Source organism: Opitutaceae bacterium TAV5 (assembly GCA_000242935.3).
Classification (GTDB): domain Bacteria; phylum Verrucomicrobiota; class Verrucomicrobiia; order Opitutales; family Opitutaceae; genus Geminisphaera.
In genome coordinates, this window is the sequence record CP007053.1 from 5,202,865 (window position 1) to 5,227,848 (window position 24,984).

The 24,984-nt window shown below is 63.9% G+C and carries 16 protein-coding genes; 2 read left to right on the plus strand and 14 right to left on the minus strand.

The window, feature by feature from the left end; genetic code table 11:
- Positions 1–60: 60 nt before the first annotated feature.
- Genes OPIT5_22140 through OPIT5_22160 form a run of 5 tightly spaced genes read right to left on the minus strand, consistent with a single transcriptional unit; the run spans position 61 to position 4,427 of the window.
- Positions 61–894, minus strand: a complete 834-nt coding sequence (locus OPIT5_22140) for a hypothetical protein (GenBank protein AHF94622.1) — start codon at positions 892–894, stop codon at positions 61–63.
- Positions 891–1,133: a hypothetical protein gene (locus tag OPIT5_22145; GenBank protein AHF94623.1), complete on the minus strand. Its 243-nt coding sequence runs from the start codon at positions 1,131–1,133 to the stop codon at positions 891–893. Before OPIT5_22145 ends, OPIT5_22140 begins: the two co-directional genes overlap by 4 nt.
- Positions 1,108–3,729, minus strand: a complete 2,622-nt coding sequence (locus OPIT5_22150) for a hypothetical protein (GenBank protein AHF92532.1) — start codon at positions 3,727–3,729, stop codon at positions 1,108–1,110. Before OPIT5_22150 ends, OPIT5_22145 begins: the two co-directional genes overlap by 26 nt.
- Positions 3,726–4,067, minus strand: a complete 342-nt coding sequence (locus OPIT5_22155; GenBank protein AHF94624.1) for a hypothetical protein — start codon at positions 4,065–4,067, stop codon at positions 3,726–3,728. Before OPIT5_22155 ends, OPIT5_22150 begins: the two co-directional genes overlap by 4 nt.
- Positions 4,068–4,115: 48 nt before the next feature.
- A complete protein-coding gene (locus OPIT5_22160) occupies positions 4,116–4,427 on the minus strand; it encodes a hypothetical protein (protein AHF92533.1) in 312 nt (103 codons plus the stop codon).
- A gap of 63 nt (positions 4,428–4,490) precedes the next feature.
- Between OPIT5_22160 and OPIT5_22165 the strand changes: the two genes are divergently transcribed.
- Positions 4,491–4,685, plus strand: a complete 195-nt coding sequence (locus tag OPIT5_22165; protein ID AHF94625.1) for a hypothetical protein — start codon at positions 4,491–4,493, stop codon at positions 4,683–4,685.
- The gene (locus OPIT5_22170) at positions 4,669–5,574 is read left to right on the plus strand and encodes an ATPase (GenBank protein ID AHF92534.1); all 906 of its coding nucleotides are present in this window, start codon (positions 4,669–4,671) and stop codon (positions 5,572–5,574) included. Before OPIT5_22165 ends, OPIT5_22170 begins: the two co-directional genes overlap by 17 nt.
- A gap of 73 nt (positions 5,575–5,647) precedes the next feature.
- Here OPIT5_22170 and OPIT5_22175 read toward each other — a convergent pair whose 3' ends face one another.
- From OPIT5_22175 to OPIT5_22215, 9 genes are all read right to left on the minus strand, one after another.
- The gene (locus tag OPIT5_22175) at positions 5,648–7,015 is read right to left on the minus strand and encodes a transcriptional regulator (protein AHF92535.1); all 1,368 of its coding nucleotides are present in this window, start codon (positions 7,013–7,015) and stop codon (positions 5,648–5,650) included.
- A 276-nt stretch (positions 7,016–7,291) separates the two neighbouring features.
- Positions 7,292–7,588 (minus strand): hypothetical protein, encoded by a 297-nt coding sequence (locus OPIT5_22180; GenBank protein ID AHF92536.1) that lies wholly within the window; start codon positions 7,586–7,588, stop codon positions 7,292–7,294.
- A gap of 114 nt (positions 7,589–7,702) precedes the next feature.
- Positions 7,703–8,665, minus strand: coding sequence for an AraC family transcriptional regulator (locus OPIT5_22185; GenBank protein AHF92537.1), 963 nt, complete (start codon positions 8,663–8,665; stop codon positions 7,703–7,705).
- Between the two features lie 138 nt (positions 8,666–8,803).
- Entirely contained in the window at positions 8,804–9,520 is a 717-nt protein-coding gene (locus OPIT5_22190; protein AHF92538.1) for an aspartate racemase, read from the minus strand.
- The gene (locus OPIT5_22195; GenBank protein AHF92539.1) at positions 9,517–10,014 is read right to left on the minus strand and encodes a response regulator receiver; all 498 of its coding nucleotides are present in this window, start codon (positions 10,012–10,014) and stop codon (positions 9,517–9,519) included. The genes OPIT5_22190 and OPIT5_22195 overlap by 4 nt, the downstream gene beginning before the upstream one ends.
- An 8-nt stretch (positions 10,015–10,022) precedes the next feature.
- Positions 10,023–10,694 carry a hypothetical protein gene (locus OPIT5_22200; GenBank protein ID AHF92540.1) on the minus strand — a complete coding sequence of 224 codons (672 nt, stop codon included), beginning with the start codon at positions 10,692–10,694 and terminating at the stop codon, positions 10,023–10,025.
- A gap of 206 nt (positions 10,695–10,900) precedes the next feature.
- Positions 10,901–23,260 carry a hemagglutinin gene (locus OPIT5_22205; protein ID AHF92541.1) on the minus strand — a complete coding sequence of 4,120 codons (12,360 nt, stop codon included), beginning with the start codon at positions 23,258–23,260 and terminating at the stop codon, positions 10,901–10,903.
- A 61-nt stretch (positions 23,261–23,321) separates the two neighbouring features.
- Positions 23,322–23,870 carry a hypothetical protein gene (locus OPIT5_22210; protein AHF92542.1) on the minus strand — a complete coding sequence of 183 codons (549 nt, stop codon included), beginning with the start codon at positions 23,868–23,870 and terminating at the stop codon, positions 23,322–23,324.
- Positions 23,871–23,918: 48 nt separating this feature from the next.
- Positions 23,919–24,917 carry a peptidyl-prolyl cis-trans isomerase gene (locus OPIT5_22215; protein ID AHF92543.1) on the minus strand — a complete coding sequence of 333 codons (999 nt, stop codon included), beginning with the start codon at positions 24,915–24,917 and terminating at the stop codon, positions 23,919–23,921.
- Between the last annotated feature and the right edge of the window lie 67 nt (positions 24,918–24,984).

The following is a 24,984-nucleotide window of genomic DNA, read 5'->3' on the forward strand; positions in this document are numbered from 1 at the left end:
GCAGGCGTGAGGTCCGCGGCAAACGGGATGAGGCGGTCGGGGTGGCTGGCTATTTTCCGGTTACTTCCGGGTGTAGGAGGTGGGCGTGAGTTTTATTGACTGCTGCCAGGCGTTCGCAGCGGCGAGGGTCTGGCGTTCCTCCGCGACCTGCTTTTCTAAAAAATCCTGGGCCTCCATCGCCTGCCGGTTTTCGTTGAGAATCTGCTGGGCGCGGAGCTTGTCGGCCTCGTCGCGGCGGCGGGCGGAGAGTTCGGCGAGCTGGCCGTTGATCGCGGTCACCTTGACGTTGAGCTTGTCCACCTCGGCCTGGGTTGTGGCCGTGCGAAGCTGCTGCAAGGTGGCCGCCAGATCGGCCTGCAACTCACCGGAGCGGACATCGAGGGCGGCGCTGACGGACTCGGCCTGCGCGGCCTGCGCCTCGACGGCGGCGAAGCGCCGGTAGAGCGTCGGGTCGCGGGTGAACGGTGTGCCCAGGGAGGTCCGGTCGTCGAGCGAATCGAACAGCCCGTCGGCGGTGTTTTGCAGGGCGGCCACGGCATCGGCGAGCCGGCGAATCGCCTGCGCGGTCTCGCCGTAGTGCCGGGCAAGCTCGGTCGCGCCGAGCGAGTCGAGCACGATCCGCGCGCCGGCCACGGTCGGCTCGCCCATGACCTCGCGGATGCGGCGCTGCTGGGCAAGCTGATCCTCAAGCTGGCGGATCTGTGTATTCAGTTTTTCCAGTTGCTGCGCCCACTGCGCGATGACCTGCGCGTGGTTGCTGTTCATGCTGCTCTGGATCAGACGGTTGACCACGAGGTTGGAAACGTCGGTCACCGGCCAGGCGGCCGGCAGCGGAGTCGCCACCACGGCCGCAAGGCCGGCGACGGCGGTTAATTTGAGGAGGCGGAAAATCATGGTGTGAGCGGGTTGATATTGTCGGGAGGCAGCGTCTGGGCAGAGGAGGGCTGACGCTGCTGGTTCTGGATGATCCAGTATTGGGATTTTACGGCCTGCCGGTATCCCCGTTCAAAACCGCGGGACTCGGCCTTCTTTTCCCGCGACGCGGTGGCGCAGCCGGTCACAGCGAGGAGAGAGGCGACGGCGACCAGGAGCGGAAGGAGCGCGCGACTATGCGGCAGTCTTGGTCTGTTCATGGGAGGAATCGGAGGGAGCCTGGATGTGGCGCAGCGTGCCGCATTGCGGTGGCTGCGAGGTGGGCGTGAAGTAGCACACGGAAGAAAACTTTCCTCCGGGCGGAAGCTGCTCGGGCAGCGGATACCGCTGGATGGCGTCGAGCGCGGTTTCCGGCAGCACGAGGTCGCCGGCCAGATCCTCCATGTCGCTGCGGTCCGACTGGCGCATGAGGAAAAATTGCTTCGCGTTGCCGATCACCGCGGGCCGGATGCGCGAGGAGCGGAAGCGGGCGTATTGCTGGACAATGCTGACCGCCCAGCAGTTGAACTTGCGCAACTGCGCGTAGCTCTCGGCCACAATCTGCTCGCCGCCGGGCACGTCGAGGAAGCGGGACAGCTCTTCAAAGATGATCCGCTTCCGCTGCACGCGAGGCAGGGCGAGGATGTGCTGGCGGGCGAGCCCGTTGACCAGCAGGCCGATGGCGGCCTTCAGTTCGACGGCCTGCTCGGGAATAAACCCCAACTCGAAGTGCGCGACTTTCCGCTGCAAGGAAATCGTCGTTACTCCGTCGAAGAGCCGCCCGTAAACCCCATCAATGCTCCAGGCGCGCAACAGCGTGGCGAGCCGCCCGATTTCGTTGCGGTCGTGCTCCGGCAGGGCGGCGTAGGTCAGCAGTTCGACCAGCGCGCCATGCGTCGGAAACTCCTCCGGCGTGTAGAACGCGCAGGCCGTGTGCGCCACGAACCGTTCCGTGGCCGGGTCCTGCGAGAACCGCGTGAGCGTCTCGTCGGAAAGCCCGTCTATAAAAGACAGCGCCTCGTCGTCGCCCGCCGCCTTCCGGTCGCGCAGGTCGGCAAAGGCATCGAGCGGCGTGCTGCCCACCGGCATTTTTTCGCGCCAGCGATGCACGGCGCAGGCCAGCCGCAGGACTTCGCCAGCGCGGTCGGGATAACGGCGTTCCCATGACACATACGCATCGCGGTAGAGTTGGTGCAGGTATTGCGTGAGCTGGGCCTGGCGCAGCGCGAGGATTTCCGGGGAAGCGGCCTCCCCCACCATCCGGGCCAGGAGCGCGACCGCGCTCGACAGGTGCAACTGCGTCAGCGGGAGTTTTTGTGTATCCAGATAGTTGAGCGTAAGCGGTGAGTCCGGGTGAACCACAACCGGCACCTCGCCCAATTCCTCCGTGAATTTTTTATACGAAAACCCTTCTTCTATGATGACGGTGTAGTGGTAATGGGCGCCTGTTTGCAGCAGCAGGTCGCGCATCACCTCCGACTTGCCCGAGCCGGTCATGCCGAGCAGCACGGCGTGCTGCGGCGAGCCGCCGACGTTGGTGTTTACTCCGACCAGGTTGCCGTGGCTCCCATCGTAAATGGCCTCGGCCCGGTCAAGCGCCCCGGTGAACGTCGCCGACAGCGGCAGCATATCGGCCAGCCAGGCGTCTTCCGCGTAAAGCTCGCGGTGCCGATACGACGAGTGGGTCCAGCCCGGCCACGACCCGAAGAAAAGCTTCTTCGCAGTGGTGGGCAGGGCGCATTCAAAATGCTGCGCCCCGTCCATGCCGGCGATGGCGGACTGGATGGCTGCTATTTTTTCCCTCAGCGCATCGCGGGAAGGCGCCCACGCGCGGATGAGGTAGGTGACGTGAAAGGGTCTGGTAAAGCCGCCGCTCAGGGCCTCGACCTTGCGCTCCTTCTTGCGTAGCGCGACGAGCAGCGAGGGCCGTGGTTTTGAAGCGTATTCGCCGCGCAGGCGGTCGGCGGCTTTTTCTTCCTTCTGGATTTCCTGCCGGGTCGTGATCGGCACTACGTTGACCGTGATCGCGTAGTCCAGAAACGGGAGTCCGGTCAGGTGCGTGACGATGCCCGGCCAAGTCCGCTGCGGCCAGCGCGACAGGGTCAGGATGGCGTGATACTGGCCATCGAGGGTGAAGCCGCCGTCCGGCAAGCCCACGCCTTCGCAATGCCAGCAGTTTTCCTGCACGGTCAGGCCGGGGTCCATCGTGCCGGGCACGTCGCCGCGGTCCGCAACCAAACCGGGGTTGAGGAAGCGCCGCACGAAGGCCGCGTGCGCCGCGTCGTCCATCGGGGTGACTGTGGTTTCGCCGGCCCACAGGCCGCGCACGGTGCTGGCGAACTCGTCGAACTGTCCTTTGATCTGGTCGAGCACGTGGCGGTATTGCGCGCGCAGACCCCGACGGGTTTTGATATTGCCCGAGTAACGGGTGATTTCCGTGGAGAGGAACAGGGCCAGGCGCTCGCGGCGCAGCTCGCGGTCCTGCATCCGCTGCCAGTAGCGCGAAAACCGCTCGTTGCGAATCCTGCGGATGACCGGATCGGTGACGATCTGCGTGTGCTCGTGGTAGCGGAGTAGTTCGGTGCGGTAGTCCGAATCGCACGACCACTGGAATTGCAATCTCCGGCCCGGCGTCGCCAGCGCGAGCAACGACCGCACTTTTGATTGAAAATCGTTGAGCCGGGCAAAACCCGCGCCGCGCAGGTCGGGCGTCTCCAGGAAAAAACCGCGGGCGGCGATAGCCCCGCGCTCGGGCGCGCCGTAGAGGATCAGGTCGTCGCAGAAGACGCCGTTGGGAGCGTGCGCGTGCGGTTTCATGTGTTTGCCACCTCCGTGTCGGTCAGGTTTTGCTGTTCGGCCGGGTTGAGCGTAAAATGCCCGCCGCCGAGCCACTGCTCGATCCGGTCGCGGTCGTAGCCGGCCGGTTTGTTGTGCTTGAGCAGGAGCGCCCAACCGAGGATCGCCGCGAGCGGGAGCGCCCCGGCGACTCCGGCGATGAACCAGCCGGTTCCTGCGAGCAGGCCGAGCACGGCGGCCAGTCCGAGGGAACCGATGGCACCGAGGACAACCGGCAGGTAGAGGTTGCCGTCGAGGCCGAACACCTGGCCGGCGGAATCGTCGGCCGAGTTGGTGTCGGTGAAGCGCAGTTCGTTCATCGTCGGAGTGAGGGTTTAAGGTGCGGGTGCGAGGATCGTCGGCGGGGGTCAGAAGCTCGGCGTGAGGACGGCGTCCTGCATGCCGAAGATGGCGAAAAGGGCGCCCATGATCGTGGCGGCAGCGGCGATGATGATGCCGGCGACGACGCCGCTCTTGCCGTCCGGGTCGCCCTTGGAAATGGCGTTCGCGCCGGACCAGATTTTCAGGACGCCCCAGAAGAAGCCGACCATGAAGAGCAGCGCGAGGGCGTAGCCAAAACCGTCCCGGACCGTCTGGAGCTGCGCCAGCGGATACACCGGGGCTTGCAGCGAAAACAGGGTGGCCGCAGGAGCGGCGGCGATGGGTGGCAGTGTTTTCATCGATGCACACTCACATACGAAAAAACTCGACTTGTCAACAAAAACGTAGTCAAATCATCAAAGATGAAAATAAAAATTCCTCTTCCATCCGTGGGCAGGCGCACCTCCTGGCCGCTCCATCCCGTCGATCTGGACATCCTGCGCATCGCCCGCTCCGGGCTGCCGCTTCGGCAGTATGTCGAAAATCATCCCTGCGGACGAAATGATGCGTCCGGAAAAACAATGGGGAAACCGTCGCGCCATGCCGCACTCGCCTGAACTGCTCGGGCGGATGCGAAACCTGGATGCCCATCTTTTCCGGAACATCCGGGGACAGGACCGCGTGATTGCGCGGGTCGCCCCCGCCCTTGTGCGCGGGGAACTCGGGCTGTCCGATCCGTCCCGCCCGCGGGCCTCGTTCCTCTTTGTCGGCCCGACCGGCACGGGCAAGTCCGAGCTGGCGTCGGTGTTTTCCGGATACCTTTTCGGGCCGGACCACCTGATGCCTTTCGACATGTCGGAATACCAGAACAAGGAGTCGGTCGAAAAGATGCTCGGTGCGGACCGCTCTGACGTTGGGCTGCTGGGCAAGGCGCTGTCCGCGCATGGCCGGGGCACACTCCTCTTCGATGAGATGGAAAAGGCGCACCCGGAGGTGCTGGACCTTTTTTTGCAGATCCTCTGGCATGGACGGATCACGGTGGCGACCGGACGGACTTTTTTGCTGAACGATTATTACGTGGTCTTCACGTCCAACATCGGCGCGGCAGACGCGATGCGGATGGAGCGTTCCAGCGCGGCCACCGTGGAGGAGTCGGTGCAGCGCCGCGTGCGCCAGCGGCTGCGCCCGGAACTGGTCGGACGCATCGACGAGATCGCGGTGTTTTCCCGGCTGAGTCCCGACGTGCAGCGGGAAATCTGCTCTCTCCTCATCGACCGGGAAATCACCCGGCTCCGGCAAAACGGAGGGTATCAGTTGGAGATTGGCGAAGGCGTCATGGAATTTTTGCTCCGCGAGGGCTACGATCCCCACTACGGAGCCCGGCCCATGCAGCGCGCGGTCTCGCGCCACATTCAGGATGCCGTCGTGCGCGCGCTCTTCGGGCGCGGCACCGCCCACGGGCGAATTGTCGTGGACGGACGCAAGCTATGCATCGCCGGAGAGTGAGCGATGGAGAAGGAAGAGGGATTTCCTGCGAAAACCGACTGTTTATCCCTCTCGTTATCTCCGTTTGATGTTTCTATGGTTGCGAGCCGGTCCAGTAGTATTTGCGCTGCGGGTCGCGGGTGTTTATGCCGACGGCGGACACGAGGCCCTGATCCCCGAGACGGGCGAGGCGGGTGCGCATGGCACGGGGCGTGAGGCCCACGGCGGCGGCCAGTTGGGCGGTGGAGAGACCGGTATCCGAGGCGGCGGCCAGAAGATCGCGAATCTGCGTATCCACCGGATCGAGAATGGCCGCGCGGTCCGCAATCAGCCGGAGGGTGGCACGAAAACGGAAACCGTGCTCTTCGAGCATGGGCGGCGGAAGGCCGGCGGCGGCGCAGGCGGCGGTGGCTCGCTGAATGCCACTGCCCCACTGCTCGATGTAGCCAATCTCCTTGAACACGCGTCCGATGACGCGGTTTCTCAGGCGGGAAACGCCTTGGCGAATGTCGTCGAGGGTGAGCCCTGCCAGGAGGATGCCGGGGTTTTCGATTTCGAGCCGGTTGGAAAAGAGCGCCACGCGGATGGGCGCGCCGGTCTGCGAGTAGTCGGCATGGACAACGGCGTTGACGAGGAGTTCACGAGCGGCCGGCAGAGGAAGTCCGGGCATCTTCTGGTTTTTCAAGCCGGGGATCAGGATGCGATTCGCGGTATGGCGTTCGATGAACTGGTAGGCGGCTTCAAGCGCCTGGACAAGGGATCCCCTGCATTCGGTGGTATCGTCGAGGTGGGTTTTGTCTTCACCTCGGAATCGCCCGCATTGAATCCATGCGTCGGGGAAGCGGGCAGAGGCATCACGTCCGGCAAGAAGCAGACCGCCTACCGTGGGCACGAGGCGTCGGCCATGGGGCGCAAGAAACCGGAGTGTTTGCAGATCGGAGGATTTGAGCGGAGGGCGCGAGGGGAACAACTCGGAAGCCACTCGGAAGTCGAGCGCTTCCGAGTCGAGTTCCGGCAGGAGGGATTCATCGAAAGTCTCGTTTGTCGCCATGCGGGCAAGCTCCTGCCGCAAGGCAGGGTCGGCACGGCGATTGGTGGAACCGAGACGCACAAAGGTGCCCTCTTCAGGACCGAGCTTGCGAAAGTGATGCGGCCGGTTGGAACTGGGGAAAACCTCCACGATGAGAACCTGCGCGTCGCGCCAGGCAACTATGTCAATGGTCGGCACCAGCCGGGGCACGATGAGATCGGCAATCAGGTTGGCCAGGCGCTCTTCCTCGGCGAGGGGATCGGCCAGGCTGCAAACGCGTTTGGAACCATCCTCCACGCCGATAACGACCCTGCCGCCAGAGGTATTGGCAAAGGCAACGAGCGTGCGAAGAACGTTCTCCGGTGAGGACAAGTCTCGCTTAAACTCCAAGGTTTTGCCCTCGTTTTGGCAAAGAAGGTCAGGAAGATTCATTGCTAGGAAATAAACTAGGAAGCAACTGAGGCGTCAAGCCTTCCTAGTTCGAGCAGATTGCCCTTGGATTCATAGCTTCTGTGAGGCTTTTCTGATAAGAATTCATACAAATTCCGGTCGATTGAAAAAATACAGCGAGATTTTGTATTTTTACCGGCGTCGAATAGCAGAGCCCTGTGCGGAGGTCGGGAGTGGACCTGAGTGCGAGGTTGACGGGCCGCCGCGATGAAGCCGAGCGGCGGCCCGTGCTGGCGAGAGGGGATATCCCCCCTCGGGTCAGGCGGCCATGCGATGGCCGGAAGGAAGCGCCGCCGTTGGCCGGCGGTTTTTCTTTCCCTCGTCGCTCCGGCACGGAGCTGCCTGGCGCAGGCCACATAACCACGGGAGATCGTCGAGGTAGGACTCGGCGATGCCGCGGGGCTCGCGCATCCGCAGTTCATGCAGGATCAGTTCGCCGAGTTCCGGCGCCTGAGCTTTCATTTTTTTGACCAGGATCGCCCTGGCCTTGGCATAGACGCGCCGCTCCCTCTCGGGAACGACCAGCGTCAGCGTGGCTGGTTCGCTTGATTTCATGTGTTTGGGTGGTTTAGTCCCTGCCCGGCTGGTCTCCACGCGCAGGGAGTTTGGTATTGGTTTTTCGAGTACCATCCGTCCGGCACTGGCACTTCGGGAGGCGTAACCGCGACGTTAAGCACAAATTTCCGGGTGGGCCTTGTCCACATTGCGAAAATCATCATCAGATTCTTCGCTATCCTGTTTTTTGGGGAGCCAGGTGCTTGGCGGGATTCCGTAAAATTGCCGGAAATACCGGTCCATATGCGTCTGGTCGGCAAACCCTGTCATGTGGGCCACCTCCCCGACGGTATGGTTTCCGGTCCGCAACAGTTCCTTGGCGCGAGTGATCCGTTTGCGCACGATGTAGAGCTGCGGCGGCATCCCGGTGTGATCGCGAAACACCTCGCTGAAGTAGCTGTCACTCAGGCCGGCCATGCGGGCCAGAACCGAAACCGTAAGTTCTTCGGACAGGTTTTGCTCGATATGATCCAATAACCGGCGCATGGCGCCCGGCATGATATTCCAGCCTTTTGGGCCGCGTGGAGAGTGTGCGTAATGGGTGCCAAGCAACCGGGTCGCCAGAGAGAGACCGAGGGCCGCGACATCGTCGGCTCGCGGGTTGCGGTCATGGCAGGTGTTCCGCAGTTCATGGCACAGTTCCGCGACCAGCGGTCCGTGCTGCACGTAATGCGCCAGCGGCTCCACAGAGACTTCGGTCGGAATTTTGCCGAAACGCTCCGCCCAGGCCCGGTCGCAATACAGCACGAGCAGTTCCGCCTCGCGATGCCAGCGCAGCGCATGAGGGCGCCCCGGCGGCATCATCCAGACCGTCTCGCCGGTCAGTTTTCGCGCGATGGACTCGTCCTCACGGGTTTTCCATTCGGCCTCGCAGACCGCGCCGCCCAGGACCAGCAGAAACTGGAGCTGGTCATGCCGGTGCCAGGCGAAACGGTTGCTTCGCAGGTGTTCGCGCAGGACGGCGACGCCGCCCTGGCAAAAGACCTCCTTCCGCCAGGTGTGCAAGGCGGCAGGGAGCAGGATGTTATGTGGAGGGTGGTGGTGTGGTGCCGACTCCGGCGTGTGATTAGCCGGCATCGGAGGTGAACAGCGCAAAATGCGGGATCATAGGGAAAAAATCCCTACTATTACCCTGGAAGCTCCGAACGAAGCTTGGATCAATCCCGGAAAATCGTGGCAGATTCTCCGCTGCCCCGATTTCAGCCCCTTATCCCGTCACATGCGCAGCCGGACGTTTTCCAGTCCCAGCGCCCAGTCCACCGCCGCCGCGACATGCAGCCGGGTCGCGTCCACGATCGGAAGCAACGACTCGTCTTCACCAAAAATCAGCCGCAACTCCGGAGCCGTCATGACCACGGCGCGCGAGCCCGCCTTGCGAAACGCGGCCACCATATGCACCAGTTGCACCCGGGACGGGTCCCGCACGATGCCGGACGACAGTTCCTCCCGGATAATTCCGGCCAGGTGCTGCTGGTCAGTGGAGACCGGCACCATCACGTCCCGCACCAGGCTGGTTTCCAGAGAACTCTTCCACATTTTGGCCTCCCGCTCGTCGAAGGAGCCGAGCAGGCCCACCCGCCCGACCTTCATCCGTCGCAGTCCGGAGAGGACCGCATCGACCACCGAGACCACGGGAAGCTCTGCCGCCGCCATAATGTCCTCGCTTACGATATGCAGCAGGCTCGAACAGATGACGAGGGCCTCGGCCCCGGCGGCTTTCAGCCGTCTGGCATCTTCCGTCAGCCGCTTCCGCAGGCCGGGCCAGTCGCGCTGCTCGATCAGGGTGACCAGTTCGCCCGGCTGGCGGTCAAGGGTGAGGACCGCCGCCTGCCCGGACTGGCGCAACCGGTGCCCGACCTCGTCATGAATCAGACGGGCATAGACGAGCATCGCCTGATGGCTCGTGGCTCCAAGCAATCCGAGCAGCTTCATGCCGACGTTTCCCCGCCTGCGCCTGCGTCCCGTCCGCAGACCGCATGGACCGCGGTTTTGAGGCCGCCGTGGTTTTCGGGAGTGAGCACGAGGAAGGGTGTGTCGAAGGCTTCGTAGCGTTGTTTTTCGATCTCGGAAATTTCCTCCAGGCCGATGGCGAGGATCGTGCCGGCATATCCCGCCTCGCGCAGCGCGCGCACCACCCGCAGGCCGGAGCCTTCCGCCGTCTGGTGGTGATCGACGATGATCACGTCGAACGAATTTTTGCCGGGCGCCGCATCCGGTGCCGCCTGCGCGCCCATGCGTATCCGTTCCTTCGCTACGATTGCGACGGCCTGTCTGGCGTTGTCGGCGTAGGTCCACACGCAATTCACGTCCTGCATCAGATACCAGACCGTCTTGCGCGAGAGCCAGTGCGACTCCACGTAGAGCAGGCGCAGGGGATCGGCTTTCAGGCAAGCCATCGAGGCAGGCAAGTCGGACTGTTTTTTCATCGAATGGTTCAGGCGGTGTGGCGACAGAGGGAGGGGGGGACGGGCTCGAAATCCCCGACGGCATCGGGGGCGGGCGCGTCGAGGCGGATGAGGCCGGTGCTCGCGCCCGCCGCCGACGTTGCGCCGGCATCGAGTTCGCGCAGCCGGACGAGAAACCGCCGGATGCCGATACCGTAGTCGGTCATCCGATACACGCAGGGCTGGTGTTGGGTCAACCGGGTGCGGACAAGGATGCCGCGGGTTTTGAGGAAACGGAGCATCAGGCTGGTCTCGTAACGGGTGGGGCGTTCCGGCAATAGATGCTGGATGTCGTCTGCGGTAAAGCTGTCCGCCAGCGGCAGGCAATCCAGGCAGGCAGGGATGCCACGCTCGCGCAGTATCCGTCGCACCGTTGCCGCCGCCGATCTCGCACCGGTGCGCGCCAGCCGGTCCAGTTCACCGAGATCATCGAGGACCGAGAGCAGTTCAAATCCGCGCCTCGTCAGACGGTGCAGAGCGTTGCACGTCGTTTTTCCCGGATGCCTGTTTTTGGCCAATCCTTCGCGCAGGAGCACGCGAAGGAACTGGCCGGCGGTGGCCGGGCCAGGCGTTGTGCGCTGCCTTCCGGGTTTCCGGAGCGGCTGCGGTTCACCGGCCAGCCGGCGGAATTGCGCGAGGTAAACCGGCTTGCGCAGCACCACGTCGAGCGCACGGCGGAGGCTGCCGGGCGTCAGGGAACGGGTCGGGACTGGATCGGAAGGATTCAACGAAGTGAGGGCGCGGGATGCGGAAACGGAGGCCCGGCGCTGCCGGACCATCCGGTGTCGGCAGCGGTGTGAAAAGGATCTGTCTGTAGTCTTGAAGTGGCTACCGGAAATCGCCCCGGGGAACGCCCCCCGGCAGCGGTTCAGCGGTCGAGCCGGGCCAGGGGGACCCCGGCGGGAGCCGGGGCCGTTTGTGTCGTGTTTTTCTCCGGCTCCTCGTTTTCGAGACCGCCGTAGCCGATCACCTGCACCCGGAAGATCGAGGGGATGACCGGTGCGGCGACCGGGCTGCGGCGGGCCTCGGCCGCGGCTTCCATCGCGCCCGCCGTGGCGGCATTGGCGGTATTGGTGGCCGCCGTGATCGCACCGAGGTTCGGCATGGCGGCCACCGGAATGCCGGTGGCGTTGCCCTGCACCTGGATGTTGGCGGCGTTGATGATCTGGAGCGCGGCCAGGTTGATGTTGCCCGAGACCCGGATACCGGCCTCGCCGACGTCGATCGTGCCGAGCGGCGCGATCAGGTCCACGTCGCCGGGGGGAACTTCCGGGATCGGGTTGAGCGTGGCAATGCCCGCGCCCGATGAGGGCACGGTCGGCGATAGCGTCACGTTGCCGTAGTTGTCATAGACGCGGCGGGCCGGGGTGTAGACGATCGTTGTCTTGGCACCGCGGCCGGCATTGATGTCGCCTTCCGCCGACCAGCCGAAAATGTCGCCGCCGAAGGTCGTCATGATGCGCGACAGGCCGAGCAGGATGCTGCCCTGCGAATACATCTGGATGTCGCCCGCGCCCTGGGTGACGACACCCGCAGTCGAGGGAGGCACCAGCCCTTCGACGCCGACGATGATCTGGCCTCCGGGGGCAAGCATCTGGATGCCGCCGCCGAACTGCGTGCGCACGCCCGAGCCGCCGAACATCGTGATATTGCCGGAACGTTCGATGGGATTGCCCTCGGCATCCTCCTCCGGGAACAGGGTCGCGATCATCTGTCGGCCGCGCAGGTAAGAGCCGAAACGGCCGCTGTCCGGGTTGTTATATTCCCGGCCGCCCTCGCGCAGCTCCGCATAATAAACTTGCCGCAGGAAGATGCGCTGCTGCTCCGGCGCGAGCGCGTCGAAATAAGCCAACGCCTCGTCGGTCGAACCGCTGAAACCGTAGCGCCCGTCCAGCCAATCAACCAGTTCCGCGTCGTAGGTGTGGGCCACCTTGCCTTCGTTGTTGGGGTGCGCCAGCGGGAAGTCTGGATCGGCGAGATTGGTCGGGTCCAAATAGAGGTCGCGCACGGCATCCCATGCGACATCGTTCGCAATCCCAGCTTCCATTGCGATCGAAGCGCCAGCGCGTGTGTCGCCGACGGCAACCGGGCCGACGCTGGTGACGCTGCCGTTGTCGCCCTGATAGATGTTGCGGCCGGCACTAACCTCGAGCGTGCCCGGACCGGCCATCAGCACATTGGTGTAGAACATATCCCGGCCGGCGGAGATGACCGAGACGTCGGTGTCGTTCACATTCATGATGACGCTTGGCATCAACGCCTGCGTTCCAGACAGCGATCGGAAGTTGCCGAAGTTGACGATGTCACGCCCAGCCCGAATCTGGACGGCCTTGGCAGCGATCGTCCTACTATTGTTTTGCAGGTCGCCCCGTTGCTCGCCCAGCGCGAAGTTAGTGATGTCGCCGTTGACTGCATAGAGTCGGATCGGATCGAGATCGCCCTCATGCTCAAGCGTCGTCACAAAATCCGAAGTCCGGTCGAGAAGCGCACCGGGCTTGAACGGACTCGACACGGTAGCCGGATCGGTCGTCCGGCCCGATACATTCCAGCGGCCGTGGGTCATCAACCTGTCGCCGATCCCGTAGATCGAATCCTGCGCGAGAAATTCCAGTTGGCCCTGGGGCGAAGATACCAGCTCGAAACTGTAGGGATTGACCGACGAGGAAAAGATGCCGCCGCTTGCCGCGACCGCGCTCAGGATGGGCGGGAGCAGATAATAGCTGTTCTCGCCACTACTCTGTATCCACACCTCGTTGCTCGTCGGATTGTTGCCGTTGTAGGGAACCAGATTGCCGCCCGCCGAGAACAGGCGAATGGCGGTGTCATTCCGCCACAGAGAGAATGTGGTCACGGGCGTGCCGACGCCGCCAAGAGCAAGATCGCCGCGCGTCCGCAGCACGGAGTTGCCATCGCCGGGCACGAGGATCGGTCCGCCCCAAGCCGTCAGGACGTTCGTGGGCGCAAACGGGTCGGAACCCCGCGGGTCGTTGTAGATACCGCTGCCGCTGTAAGTCAGCGGCACGGTGCCGATCGCACCAGCGTCGATGCGCATATCGCCGCGCACATTGACGAAGACGCCATTCCCTTGGTCGCTTCCAGACGTGTCCTGGAAGACAGCCTGGTTGAGACGGCCCCCGATCCTCACGGTTAGGTCGCCGCCGCCCGTCTGGGAAAGAGTGTCGTTTGTCACAAAGCCGCTCGACGCGACAGCAGCGACGATCCGGTCGGCATCGCCTCCCGCTAGAATTGTGACATTACCTCCGCCCAAGGCACCCAAGCCGGAGAAGGCCCCGGCCACAGTGTCGCCGAAACGGATCGACCAGATCCCGGTGCCATCCGGCGCCAGGCTGGACACAAGCCAGTCGGAGACGGCCGCGGCCTGATTGGTTCCGCGCAGGTCGCCTTGCGTCGCGATCAAGAGATCGCCGCCATGATCGGCGAAGTAAGAGTTTGCCGAAGGGGCATAACCGGGGGGCGCAACGACTTGGGCGCCTGCCGTATAGACGCCGAACAAGGAATTTTGGACAAGGTCGCTGGCCGCCAGCAGTTCGAGGTTGCCGGTGCCGGTGCGGATCAGGCTGGGCACAGTCCGGCCATTGACTTGGTGCGCGTTGTCGAGCCGGATGCTACCCGAATGCCCTGGCTGAACCGTGGTCACGGTGTCCGTCAAATCTGGCAATGCAGTGCTTGCATCGAAGACCCAGGTGGACGCCGAAAAATTGATCGCCGTTCCTTTCTTGACCACGCTTCCCGGCGCATACTGCGTGCCGCTGCTATCAGTGAAATATCCCGGAGACTGGAACGCTGCATAGAATGGGCTGTTCGGAACGACCCAATCCTCAGCGAAGTAGTAGCTGCCCGAACTGCCGAGGTAGGCATCGGTAGGATAGCCCCAGCCGAAATCCACATTGGAAAAAACTGTGACACCGCTGTTGTTACCCAAATTTATCGCGGCACCGAAAGTTGTGCCGCCGGGATTGTAGAGTTGCGCGCTGCGCGGCTGGAGCGTCCGCGCGTCTGCCGAACCGAGATCGGCGCCGCTGACTAGTCTGATGTTCGCGGATTGACTGCCGGCTGCAAGCAGCGGAGCCGTCATTGACGTTGCGTCAACAGCCTGTTGCCCTGGCGCAACGATCGTCTTGGCGAGCGCGGGCGCGTTGGGCGTCCCGAATGCGGCGTCGAGCACATACAACAGGTTAAAGGACGTGCCCGCCGGAATGGTTTGTCCCGGAGCGTAAGTCTGGCCCGTAGTCGCGTTCCTTGGGTAGCGATTGGCAGCGTCATATATCGGGATATTCGGGACCGTCCAGTCGGCAGTCAGATATATCGGCGGTGTCGCCAATGAGTTCGAGTTGATAAAGGAGTAGTCGCCGCCGACGGTCGCGCTGGTGCCGTGCCTGAAGAATGCGTCACTGGTGATATTCGTCACGAAGTCCGAAAAGACAGGCAGGCGACTTTCGACACGAGCAAACCCATCCGAAATGGTTCCGTTGATGATAAGATCAGCGGATGCCCGAAGGACAAGTGCCAACGGCTCGCCCGAGCCATAGACAGCGGTCTTCGCGAAGTCCGGGTTGAGGCTGTCATAGCGGTAGCCGGAAAGATCGAGGTCTCCGTCAACGGTTAGATCGCCGTTTGGTGTGTCCGCGCTATTGATCTCGACGCCGGGCCGCAGATGGAAGGCGTCCTCATAGGCCGACAGTCCCGCGATGCGGCCACGCAGCGCGGAGTTCGGCAACAGCGCCGTGTCGGCGAACTGCGCGTTGCGGATGTCGATCTGATCCAGCCCGATGCGGCCAGCGGCGTCCACGGGTGCGCTTGCGCCATTGTCCTGGACGATCGTGCCGGCCGCATCGGTCGGTGAATAGCTCCAGAAGGCGTTGAGCGCGATACTGTCCGCGCCGCGGATTGTGATCGCGTCCGCCGCGTCGATACGAGCGTCGCCGCTCGTCTCCCTGGTGCGACCGACATTCAGCTCCACCCGACCCCAAGCATGGTCCGGCGCCGAGACATCGAGCGTGGCGTTTCGGTTGATGCGGAGCCAGCCGTTACGACTGGTCAGCTCGATCTGGCCATGGTTCTTCGCCTCGATCGGCTGGCCGTAGCTGTCGACCTGCAATACCGATCCGCTCGCATCAAGCACGGCAGAGCCGGCCAATGTCAGGTCGTCGCGCGCGGCAAGGCGGATAGTGCCCGGCGCTGTGTTGGAAGCGTCGATCCGACCGTTCACCGTCATGCTGCCGCTGTCCACCGAGACGTTGATCTCGTGACCGCGCAGCTCGTCACCGATCGTCAGGTCGCCCTGCTTCAGCACGAAGCTCCGCCCGCCGAAGAAGCCGGCGTCGTTCAGCCGCCCGTTGAGCGCGGAGAAGTCAGCGGTTAGGTCGACCGCGTCCTCTCCGATCCGCTGCGCGCGAACGTCGAAAACGCCACCCAAATGCCCTTCGTCCCCCTTACCGAGCAGCGCGCCGCTCAGCAGAACCCGCCCGGCGTCCGCATCGGTGGCGGTCAGCTTCAGCGAGCCGGCGTCCTCGTTGGTCGCCGAGAGGTCGATGACCGAGCCGGCCTGCTGGATGATGTTGCCGTGCGTGCTTTCCAGCTCGACGGCGCCGCCCCAGCTATATCGCGTGACGTCGAAGAACTGGATCGCGTGACCCGCAAGATCGAGCCGCGAACTGTCCGTGAGGAGAATATCGTTGGATGCGGTCAGGGCCAGCTTGCCACTAGGCAGGACAATGGCTGTCGCGACGGTGATCGAGTCGCCGCCGATGCTGATTTCCCCACCCAGATCCTTCGATGCGACCACGCTCGGGTTCGCGCCTTCCGGTGCGGCGATGCTCACCGCGCCGCCGGCACGATAGGCGATCGACGCTCCTGCTTCAGTCGTGAGCAAGGGGGTGCTGAAGTTCAGATTGCCGCCGGTGCCCGCGTAGGTTGCGGCATCGAAACCGGCGCTAGGATCATCACCGGCCTGATAGACCGACAGCGTGCCGAGATGATTGGCAGTGATGCGGTCGCTGGCGTTGAAATTCACCTGCGAGAAGCCGAGCATCAGACGGTCCACCGTTACGGTGCCGGTCGGCTGCGACTGATCTGGATAGCCAAAGACGATGCGGTTCGCGTCGATCGTGAACGTCCCCTGTCCCGTGCCGGGGCCGTCGGGGATGATGGCGCCCGGTGTGGCGGCCGTCTCCCGAGGCTGGCCGAGCACGGTTTCGGTCGAGGTCTTGCCGCTCCAGATGAGCGTGTCGGCAAGGATATGCACCGTGTCGGTATTCGACCCATAGCCGTAGATCGCAGGGCTGCTCAGGACCAATGTGGTGCCGCTTTGACCGCCACGCGCGTCCAGCTCGGCCGAACCATAGAAATTGATTGAATTCGACGCCGCCAGGACAAGCCGTTCGACCGCCGGCGAGCCGACCGACGGATCACCGTCCAACAGGCGATCTAAAAGATCTTGGTCGATGTTGAGGCCGCCCGGAACATTCACGCCGTCCAGCTCGCCGATATTGATCCACGGAAGCTCCAGCGAGAGATTGCGGGCACCGATCCGCACGTCGGTCTGCCCGAACGTGGCGCCACCGCTGGCCACAAGGTTGACGCTGCCCTTGGAATAGATTGAGGCGCCATCCTCGACGGTGATGGTGGCGCCACCAGGTAATGTGCTGCGGAAACCGATCTCGCCATTGGTAACAGCAAGCACAGCGTTATCGGTCGGATCGACCAGATAACCGAACTCCAGCCCCGGTGCAGAAACACCGCTGCCCAAGGTGTTGATGCTCGAATCCGACTCAAGGACAATTGATCCGGCAGCGACGAGGATGATCTGCGACCCATTCAATACAGCGCCAGACTCAAGCCGGATCGCCGTTGGGCTCTTGGTGTTGTTGTATTGGATTGGAAAGAAATCGACGCCCGCGAATTTTCTGGTGAGGGCGTCCGCCACACTCCCGCGCGGTGTCTTGCCGATATAGATGTTGGGCGCCCCGATGCTGTTGATCGCATCAGCATTGATGGTCGTGACACTCTCGCTACGCCGGGTGTCGCTATCGGGGCCGGTAATCGCAAGCGTTCCGCCGCCAGCCAGCACCAGATAGCCGCCGAAGCCGCCCTCTGCCGCCGTCATATCGGTGTGCCCCTTGAAGTCCAGGGCAGCTTCGTCCGTAGGCTCGCTTCCGGGGGCAAGCGGGTTGATATTGATCGTCAGGAACTTGCCGTCGTTGGGCAGCAGCGCGCGCACGGTGCCGAAGGTCGCCGCCTGGGCGAGTTGGAAGGCGACATAGCCTTGTTCGTTATATTGTCCGTAGGTCCGCAGCGGCGTTCCAGGGGTGACGATGATCTGGCTCGAGAGATTGTCCTTGACGGTCGTATGCGCGATGCTCTGCACGCCGCTCATCAGATAGGAACCGTTGGGCAGAGATTTTGCGCCGTCGATCGCCGCCGGACTCTGCCGTCCGATTTCGATTCGGAACGCGCCCGGCAGCAGCGCATAGCTGGCCGGCATCAGCGTATAGGTTCCGGCAGGAAGACCAGGCACGCCCTCGGGGATGGTGATCTGACGGCCCACTTCAGGTAAGTCGCCCGTCCAGGCATCATAGTAGCTGGCGCCGGCGGGCGCGATGCGGGCGCCTGGGACGATGGAAAAGACCTGGTTGCCCGACGCGCTGTAGCTGTTCGCGGGATTGGCGTCGATCAGCGGGTGTAGCAGCACGTCGATTGAGCCGCCGCGCCCGGAGACGAAGCCCGCGCCGGTCAGCTCACCGCCACCGGAAAGATCGAGCAGCGAGCCGGCATCGCTGCGGATGTTGACGCCATTCAAATAGACCCCGGTCTGCCCGCTCGCCGTGCCGATTGCCAATTCGCCTGTGAAAAGATTGGGCGTGACTGCATCATCGCCATCGACCGTGTAGATGACGCCATCGGTGGTTCCGCCATAAGGCATGATGAGGCCCTTGGCGCTGACCGAAGTGATGCTGCCGGGCAGCAGTTCGGTCAACACCGTGTCCGAACCGCTGAGATCACCATAGCTCGATCCGAGCATGATCGAGCCGAGCGGCGCACGCACGATGCCGCCCTGGCGAACGGTCGCGGCCGACAACTCGATCGTGCCGAAGAGGGAATAGGGAACGCCGGGATCGACGCCGTCGATCGACCCGATCGTCAGCACGCTGTCGGATGCAAAGGGAGGACGGCCCAGGTTGTTGCTCGAAGGCAGCGCGCCTGCAACGACGCGAACCTCGGCGCCAGAATCGGGATAGAGCTGCTGCGCGATCAGGTTGAGGTTGCTCGCTGCTCCCAGCAGCGTTGGCTGGGCTTGCGCTTGACGGGGCTTGTCCGAGCTTTTCAGAAAGCGAATATCACCGCGACTGGTGAGCGTGCTGTCGACAAAGGCGAGGCCGACGGCATCCCGCACGTCGATGAGATCGGCCGCGGCGTTGAATGCCATGCCTGAAGTGCTCGCCGCCGCATAAATGGCCTGTCCCGGAGTGCCGACAATGGTGTCGGGCGGATTGATGCTCGTCTGGCCGGCGAACAGGATATACGGGGCTTCGATGTTGACACGCCCGGTTTCGCTAGAATTGTAGATTGCACCCTTGAGCAAGGCGAGGCTCTGACCGACGTTGAGCGAGACATCGCCATCGAACAGGATCGCGCTGCGCCCCCAAAGCGACACATTGTCAAATCCGCCATTCTCGATCTGCGAGGTGCTGATCCTTGCACTGCCGGCCTTCAAATTGGTGTCGCCCATGCCGGCAAAGAGCGCGTCCGGCAAAACATCCTGAGCGTGATCCTGTGAGATCGTCAGCACGCGAGGCGCAGGTTTGCCTGCAAGCGAGGGGAGTTCAAGCACGAGCGAAAGCGTCCCGCCGGCCGCGCTGGCGCCGCCTGATCTGGCGCTCAGCAGTCCGTCGTTATAGATGCCGGTATAGGAACGCATGGCAATCTCGCCGCCATTGCTGGCGACTGTCGTTGAGGAAGAGCCCGGTCCGCCAAGACCATTGCCCAACAGATCGGGAGTAAGATTGATGGCGGCGCTGGTCCCATCGGCCGACAATACGGCCCCCGGACGAACGATGATGAACGCCCGTGCCGCATCGGCGACCTGCGTCTGGGCGTTGAGTCCTTCATAGCTGCCGAGCGTGATCGAACCGCCGTCTGGCACGGTGCCATAAACGCGGCCCTGGGCATCGAACGCCGTGTAGGCGCGGGCCGAAACGTCGAGCACCGCTCTGCTGCCGACCCAGATGGATGTCGTCCCAAAGTCGGCGAAATCTTGGGAACTGCCTTGGCTATTGGTGTCGACCAACGTCGAGCCGAGAAGGTTGATTTGGCCGCCGGGCGCGACGATGCGGCCCTCGACGGTGAGTTGCCCGCCACTGGTCAGCGTGATGTTATGTCCCGGATCGACTTCGATCGACGCACCTTCGCCGATATAGACCCAGCCGCGAAGGACGGAGGCATTTCCGCTTGCATCGCCTGCCTCGTAGCCGGAAGAGAAACTGAGATCGACACCGCCTCTTTGCGTCAGTGCCGCCGTTTCGGGGTTTTCAAGGTAAGCGGGCGGCGTCCACAGCTCCAGTGCGGATGACGGGTCGGTGCCGGTGGGCGCCGAGAAGCTCGCCGCGCCCAGTCGATAGACCGGCATAGTCGGCTTCAGCGCCACATTGTCCGCAATCACGAGGCCCGAGATTCCGTGAACATCGTAGCCGGAAAAGCCGCCCGTCAAGGCATCTGCTGCAAGGTGGACATAGCTGAGCGGCTTGAACGAGATCGAGGTCGGCAGCACGCTATTCTGAACGAGCCTTTGGCCTGCCTGGAAGGTGACATCCTGCGGAGCGGTGCTGCCTGCGGAAAACACAGTGCTTACAATGCCAAGGTTAAACCCTTCGGAGCCCACAGTGACCAATCCGGCGAAGAAGGTTGCAACGCCCGATAGCCTGCTGCCTTTTGGAATAATCCCGCCAGTCCGGGTGTTTAGCGAAGTGGATTGTCCAGTTGGTGACGTATAAAAATAGGAACCAAATGTTCCGGTCACTCCGTCCGGCTGGATAATGAGATCGGTGGTCAAAGTCAGGGGATTGCCGGGGGGGAGGACCAGTTGCACATCGTCTGTCAGAACGCCCTCTGGAACGATCTTTTCGACGAGGAGCGTTGCTGAGGCAGGCAATGGCGTGCCTGCCGGCCAGACGACATCTTCGGTCAGGATGACATCGACCGGCAGCGTCTCGCCGGCCTCCATCGTCGTCCCGAGATCGTAGCCTTCGTCGCCAATCACGACTATGCCGCCGCTGCGCAGCGTCAGCTTGCCGCCCCTGGTGACGCCGTAGGAAGACAGTGTGCCGTCGAGTTGCAGCATCCCCGCCGCATCGGCGCTGACACCTCCGAGCGGCGCGTAACTCGCCAACAGGGATATGTCGCCGCCCGCGCCGCCGACGGTATCGCCAGTCACCAGCAACACGCCGCCGGCCGATGCGTCGATTTTCGAGCCGGTTTCCAAGACGACATTGCCCGACGCTCGCAAAATTACGTTGCCGCCATCGACATAGGCCAGCCCAGACAGATCGGAGGGATCGAGCAAAGCATTGGTCCAAAGCCCGCGCGTGTCGATCCCGGCACCTGGCCGCAGCGTGATCGTCTGGGTCGCAATACCACCATCGACGACGGGCAGTCCGCTTCCACCGAGCGTCACATTGCCGCTGCGTGCGACAATGGAAGCATCGACCGTCACGCTCTCGGCGGCCGCCAGCGATACGTCCGCGCCGCGCGCAAGGACGAGATCGTCCTCCACCGCGATCGTGCGCGAAGTTGCCACATGGAGGCCGCCAAGGCCGAAACTGTTGAGCGCATCGGCGTTGAACCAGCTTGTCCCGGTGGGATCGTCCGGACGGGGATCGTTGCTGAAGGTGACGGCGGAGGCGACCGGGACCACGATGGTCGTAATGACGTTGTTAATGAGGCTCGTCTGGTAGCCGCTGAGCGTGAGCCGGCCCGCGAGCGCCGCTTGCGTCTGCCCGAGCTTGTAGCCGTCGGTGACGCCGCCGGGGCGGGCGTGGATCTGGCGCGAACCGGTGACGACGTCGGCCAGGATCGTGCCATCGAACACGGCGGTGGGCGTCGTCAGAATGAGCGTGCCGGCGTCGCGACCGACGGTGTAGCCCTCCTCCTGGCGCGTGACGTGGGCCTGGTTGGTGAGCGGGTTGGTCCAGACCTTGACGACGCCCCACTTTGCGGACTTTTCGATGTGGGCGTTGCCGAGGGCGAAAAAGGTCAGGTCGGCGGGGGCGCTGGCGAGATCGTAGAGCTTGCCGTCGCTGCCGAGCACGCGGGTTACGGTGGTGGCGCCGGCCGCGTAGTCGAGGGAGCCGCCGGAGAGATCGAAGGTCGCGCCCTGATGGGCCACCACTTCGTTCGCGGCGAGCGTGATGGTGCCGCCGATGGAGGCCCACTCGCCGATGGTGTGGGCGGTGTTGGCGAGGTAGCCGCCGACTTCGAGGAGGCCGCCGGCGGTATACCAGCGGTCGCTTTCGTAGCCGCCGGTGCCGGCGGGCACGTAGATCAGGTCGCGGAGGTCGATCCACACGTCCTGATTTTTGAGCCAGTCCTCCTCGCGGTTGAGCGGAGAGTCGCGCAGTTCATTGCCCTGAATATTGACCCTGATGGTGTTGGAAGCCATGTCGAGGGCGACGCCGCGCACGCCGGAGACGTCGATGGTCGCCCCGTCCTCCACGGTGATGCGGCCGGCGGTGGCCTGCACGGCCACCTGCCCGCCCTGGGCCATCGTGAGCGAGCCGCCCTCGAAGAGCACGTCGCCGCCGGTGGTGATTTCGATGCGGGACTGGTCGAGGCGGTCGGCCATGCCGCCGCCGCGCAGCAGGTTGGCCTCGTCGGAGGCCGCGATGAGGGCGTCGCGCTGGCTGTCGAGGGCGGTGGCATCGCTGTCCAGTTCGGGCAGGATGGCAGTGAGGCTGTTGCCGGTGAGGGTGACGGAGCCGGAGGCATCGGAGGCGGCATTGAGCAGGTGGATCGTGCCGCGCTGGTTGACCGAGGTGCTGGCAAGGGCCACGCCGTCCTGGATGACGGTGCGACCGGCGAGGGTGATGTCGCCTTCGCTCGCCTCGATCAGACCGCGATTGATGACGGTGCCGGCATCCGAACCGTTGTCGATGAGGCTGCTGACTTCGTTGCCCCGCGTGGTGGAATATTGGTTTTCCTCGGTGCCGTAGCCGCGCCGCACGCTGAAGTCATCGCCGGCGGCGAGGGCGGCCTGGCCCTTGGGCGTGATGATCGTGCCTTCGTTGGTCACCCCGGTGCCGAGCAGGAGCACGTACCCGCCGCCGGAGGTGACTGACTGCGGGGCGTGCGTGGTGATCTGCGCGCCGGCCTCGACTTTCACGAGGCCGCCGGCATCGGTGAAGGAGGGCGTGGTGGCATTCGCGCCGTAAAGGCCGTTGTTGAGGAACTGCGTGTCGGTCATGCTGGCCGCAGCGGCGACGAGGTTGCCGACGTTGATCTGGGAGGCGCCGCCGAAGATGATGCCGTTGCGGTTGAGGATGTAGACGGAGCCGTCGGCCTTGATCTGGCCCTGGATTTGCGAGGGGCGGGCCGAGGGATCGTTGACGCGGTTGAGGGCGACCCAGTCGCGGTTGCCCTGCTGGTCGAAGTTGACCGTGGTTTCACGCCCCACGTTGAACTGCTCCCAGGTGAGGATCGCCTTTTGCGCCTGCTGCTTGATGTCCACGACCGTGGCGCCGTTGGCGTGGGTCTGGGTCGGCCCGTCGGCGCCCTGCCAGAGGTCGGAGCCGGGCGTGGCGCCGTCGGCCACGACGAGGCCGCCGGGAGTGAGCCCATTGGGCACCTCGCTGAGGCCGGCCAGCGCGGCGGCGCGGGCGGCGGCCTGCGCCTGGCGCACGGCGAGGATCGCCTGGGTGGTGCGCACCAGCGACTGGCGCTGCGCCTGCGCCAGCGCGGTGGCCGTGGCGCTGTCCACCGCCTGCCCGCCGGTGCCGCCGGAGGGGTTTTCCGCGGCAGGCGCTCCGGTGCGGGCGCGGATGTTGCCGACCAGGCTGGCGGCGCCCAGGGGCGCGGGAACCAGGGCGACGACGAACAGGGCGAGTATTCCTGAACCGGATACGAACAGGCAGAAGGCCGTGCGCAGGAAATTGCCGGCGGCGAGGCATGCTTTCGGGAGGGCCGCGGAAATTCGGGATGGCGGGACGATACGGTTCATGACAGGAAGATCGGTGAAAAAGGTGTCGGACAAGAAAGGGACTTCGCAGGCGGGAGATGAATCAGGCGGCGCAGGCGGAAAGGTCGGAGAACCCGGACGGGCGCGCTTCGCATCGGGCCGCCGGGTCGGAGCCTCCGTTCTCCGTCGCTGTCTTCAGGCGGGAGGCGAGGCGGTCGGAAACGGGCTGGCTGGCAAATGCCCAGGAACGGCAGGCGCCGTGCAGATCGGGAACGATCCGGGATGCGATCAGATCGCCCAGAACGGTCATCCGCCGGCGAAGATAATCGTGGGTGAGACCGCCATGGATGCTCAGTTCGAGATCGAGACGGAAACGCCCGTCGTAGTCGTGTTCCAGATACCACCGGGTGACGGCCAGCAATGAAATATCCCCCACGATCTGGAAGATGGACCTGAAAACCGTGACGCTGCCGGGCGCGGAACCGGGACGATCCGTCCCTTCCGTGACGTCATCATGCCAGATGGCGAAACAGAAACCGCGTTTTTCCGGACACGGGGCCATGAAGGAAGAAATCACGCCTGGACGCCGGATGCGGTAACCGGCGGCTTCCATCGTGGATTGAAACGCGGCGGATGAGATGGGCGTGGGCATGGTGGTAAAACGCTGAAAGGCTGAAAACTGAAAGCTGAAATCAGGGTGCTAGTGGCTGGGTGCGAGCACCCGGGAGAGGGCGAGTTCGTTGATGGTCATCGGATTTTCCTCGAGCAGCTTCGCCAGGTAAGCCTGACGGTTGGCCTGGAGGCGTTCGGCGCGGAGGCGCTGCGAGAGCTGCACACGGACCTCGTCGAGGGTGAGCGGGCGGGCGTCGCGGATCTCGAGCGCCTTCAGAATATGCCAGCCATCGGCGAGGCGGACGGGCTGGCTGACTGCGCCGGACGCGAGCGCGGTCACGGTATCACGAATCTCCGGACGAAGCTGGGCGTCGGTGAGCCAGCCGAGTTCGCCGCCGTTGGCCGCGCTCTGTTTTTCGTCGCTTTCGCTCCGGGCGATGGCGGCGAAGTCGGCGCCGGACCGGGCAAGCTGCTGCGTCACGGAATCGAGCCTGGCCCTGGCCTTTTCGAGGGCGGCGGTGTCGGCGGCAGCCGGAGCGGGAGCGGCGACAAAGATCTGGGCAATCCGGAACTGGCGGGGAGCGACGAGCGCGGCGCGGTTGGCCTCGTAAACGGTGTGCAGGTCGGCCTCGGACGGGAAATCCGCCGGGGGCTGCGAGACGGATTGCAGGTAGCTTTCGATCAGCGCGTTTTCCCGCAGCTTTTCGAGCTGCGCGGTGAAGGCGGGATTCTTGTCCCATTTTTGGGCGACGGCCTCGGCGAGGACGACCCGGCGGGCCAGCAGCGAACGCACCGCCTGGCTGAGCAGCGCGGGGTTGGCGGCGAGCGCGGCCTGCTCGCGCGGATCGAGGCTTTCGAGCGAGGACCGGATGTCGTCGATCCTGACATCGGTGTCGCTGACGCGGGCGATGATGCCGGAGCCGCCATCGGCGGCGAGGACAGACGGGGAAAAACTGAAAGCTGACGCAGCGCAAAGCGCGGAGATGGCGGCGCGGGACGCGCCGGCCCGAAGGGCCGACCGAAGCGGGCGCCCCTTGGGCAGCCGAAGGAGCAAAAAGCAAGCCAGCCGTTTGTGTGATGACTTCATGATAATGATGATGGAAAAGAGGACGGGAGAGGGAGTTTTTTTAACCGCTAATGCACACTAATGATCA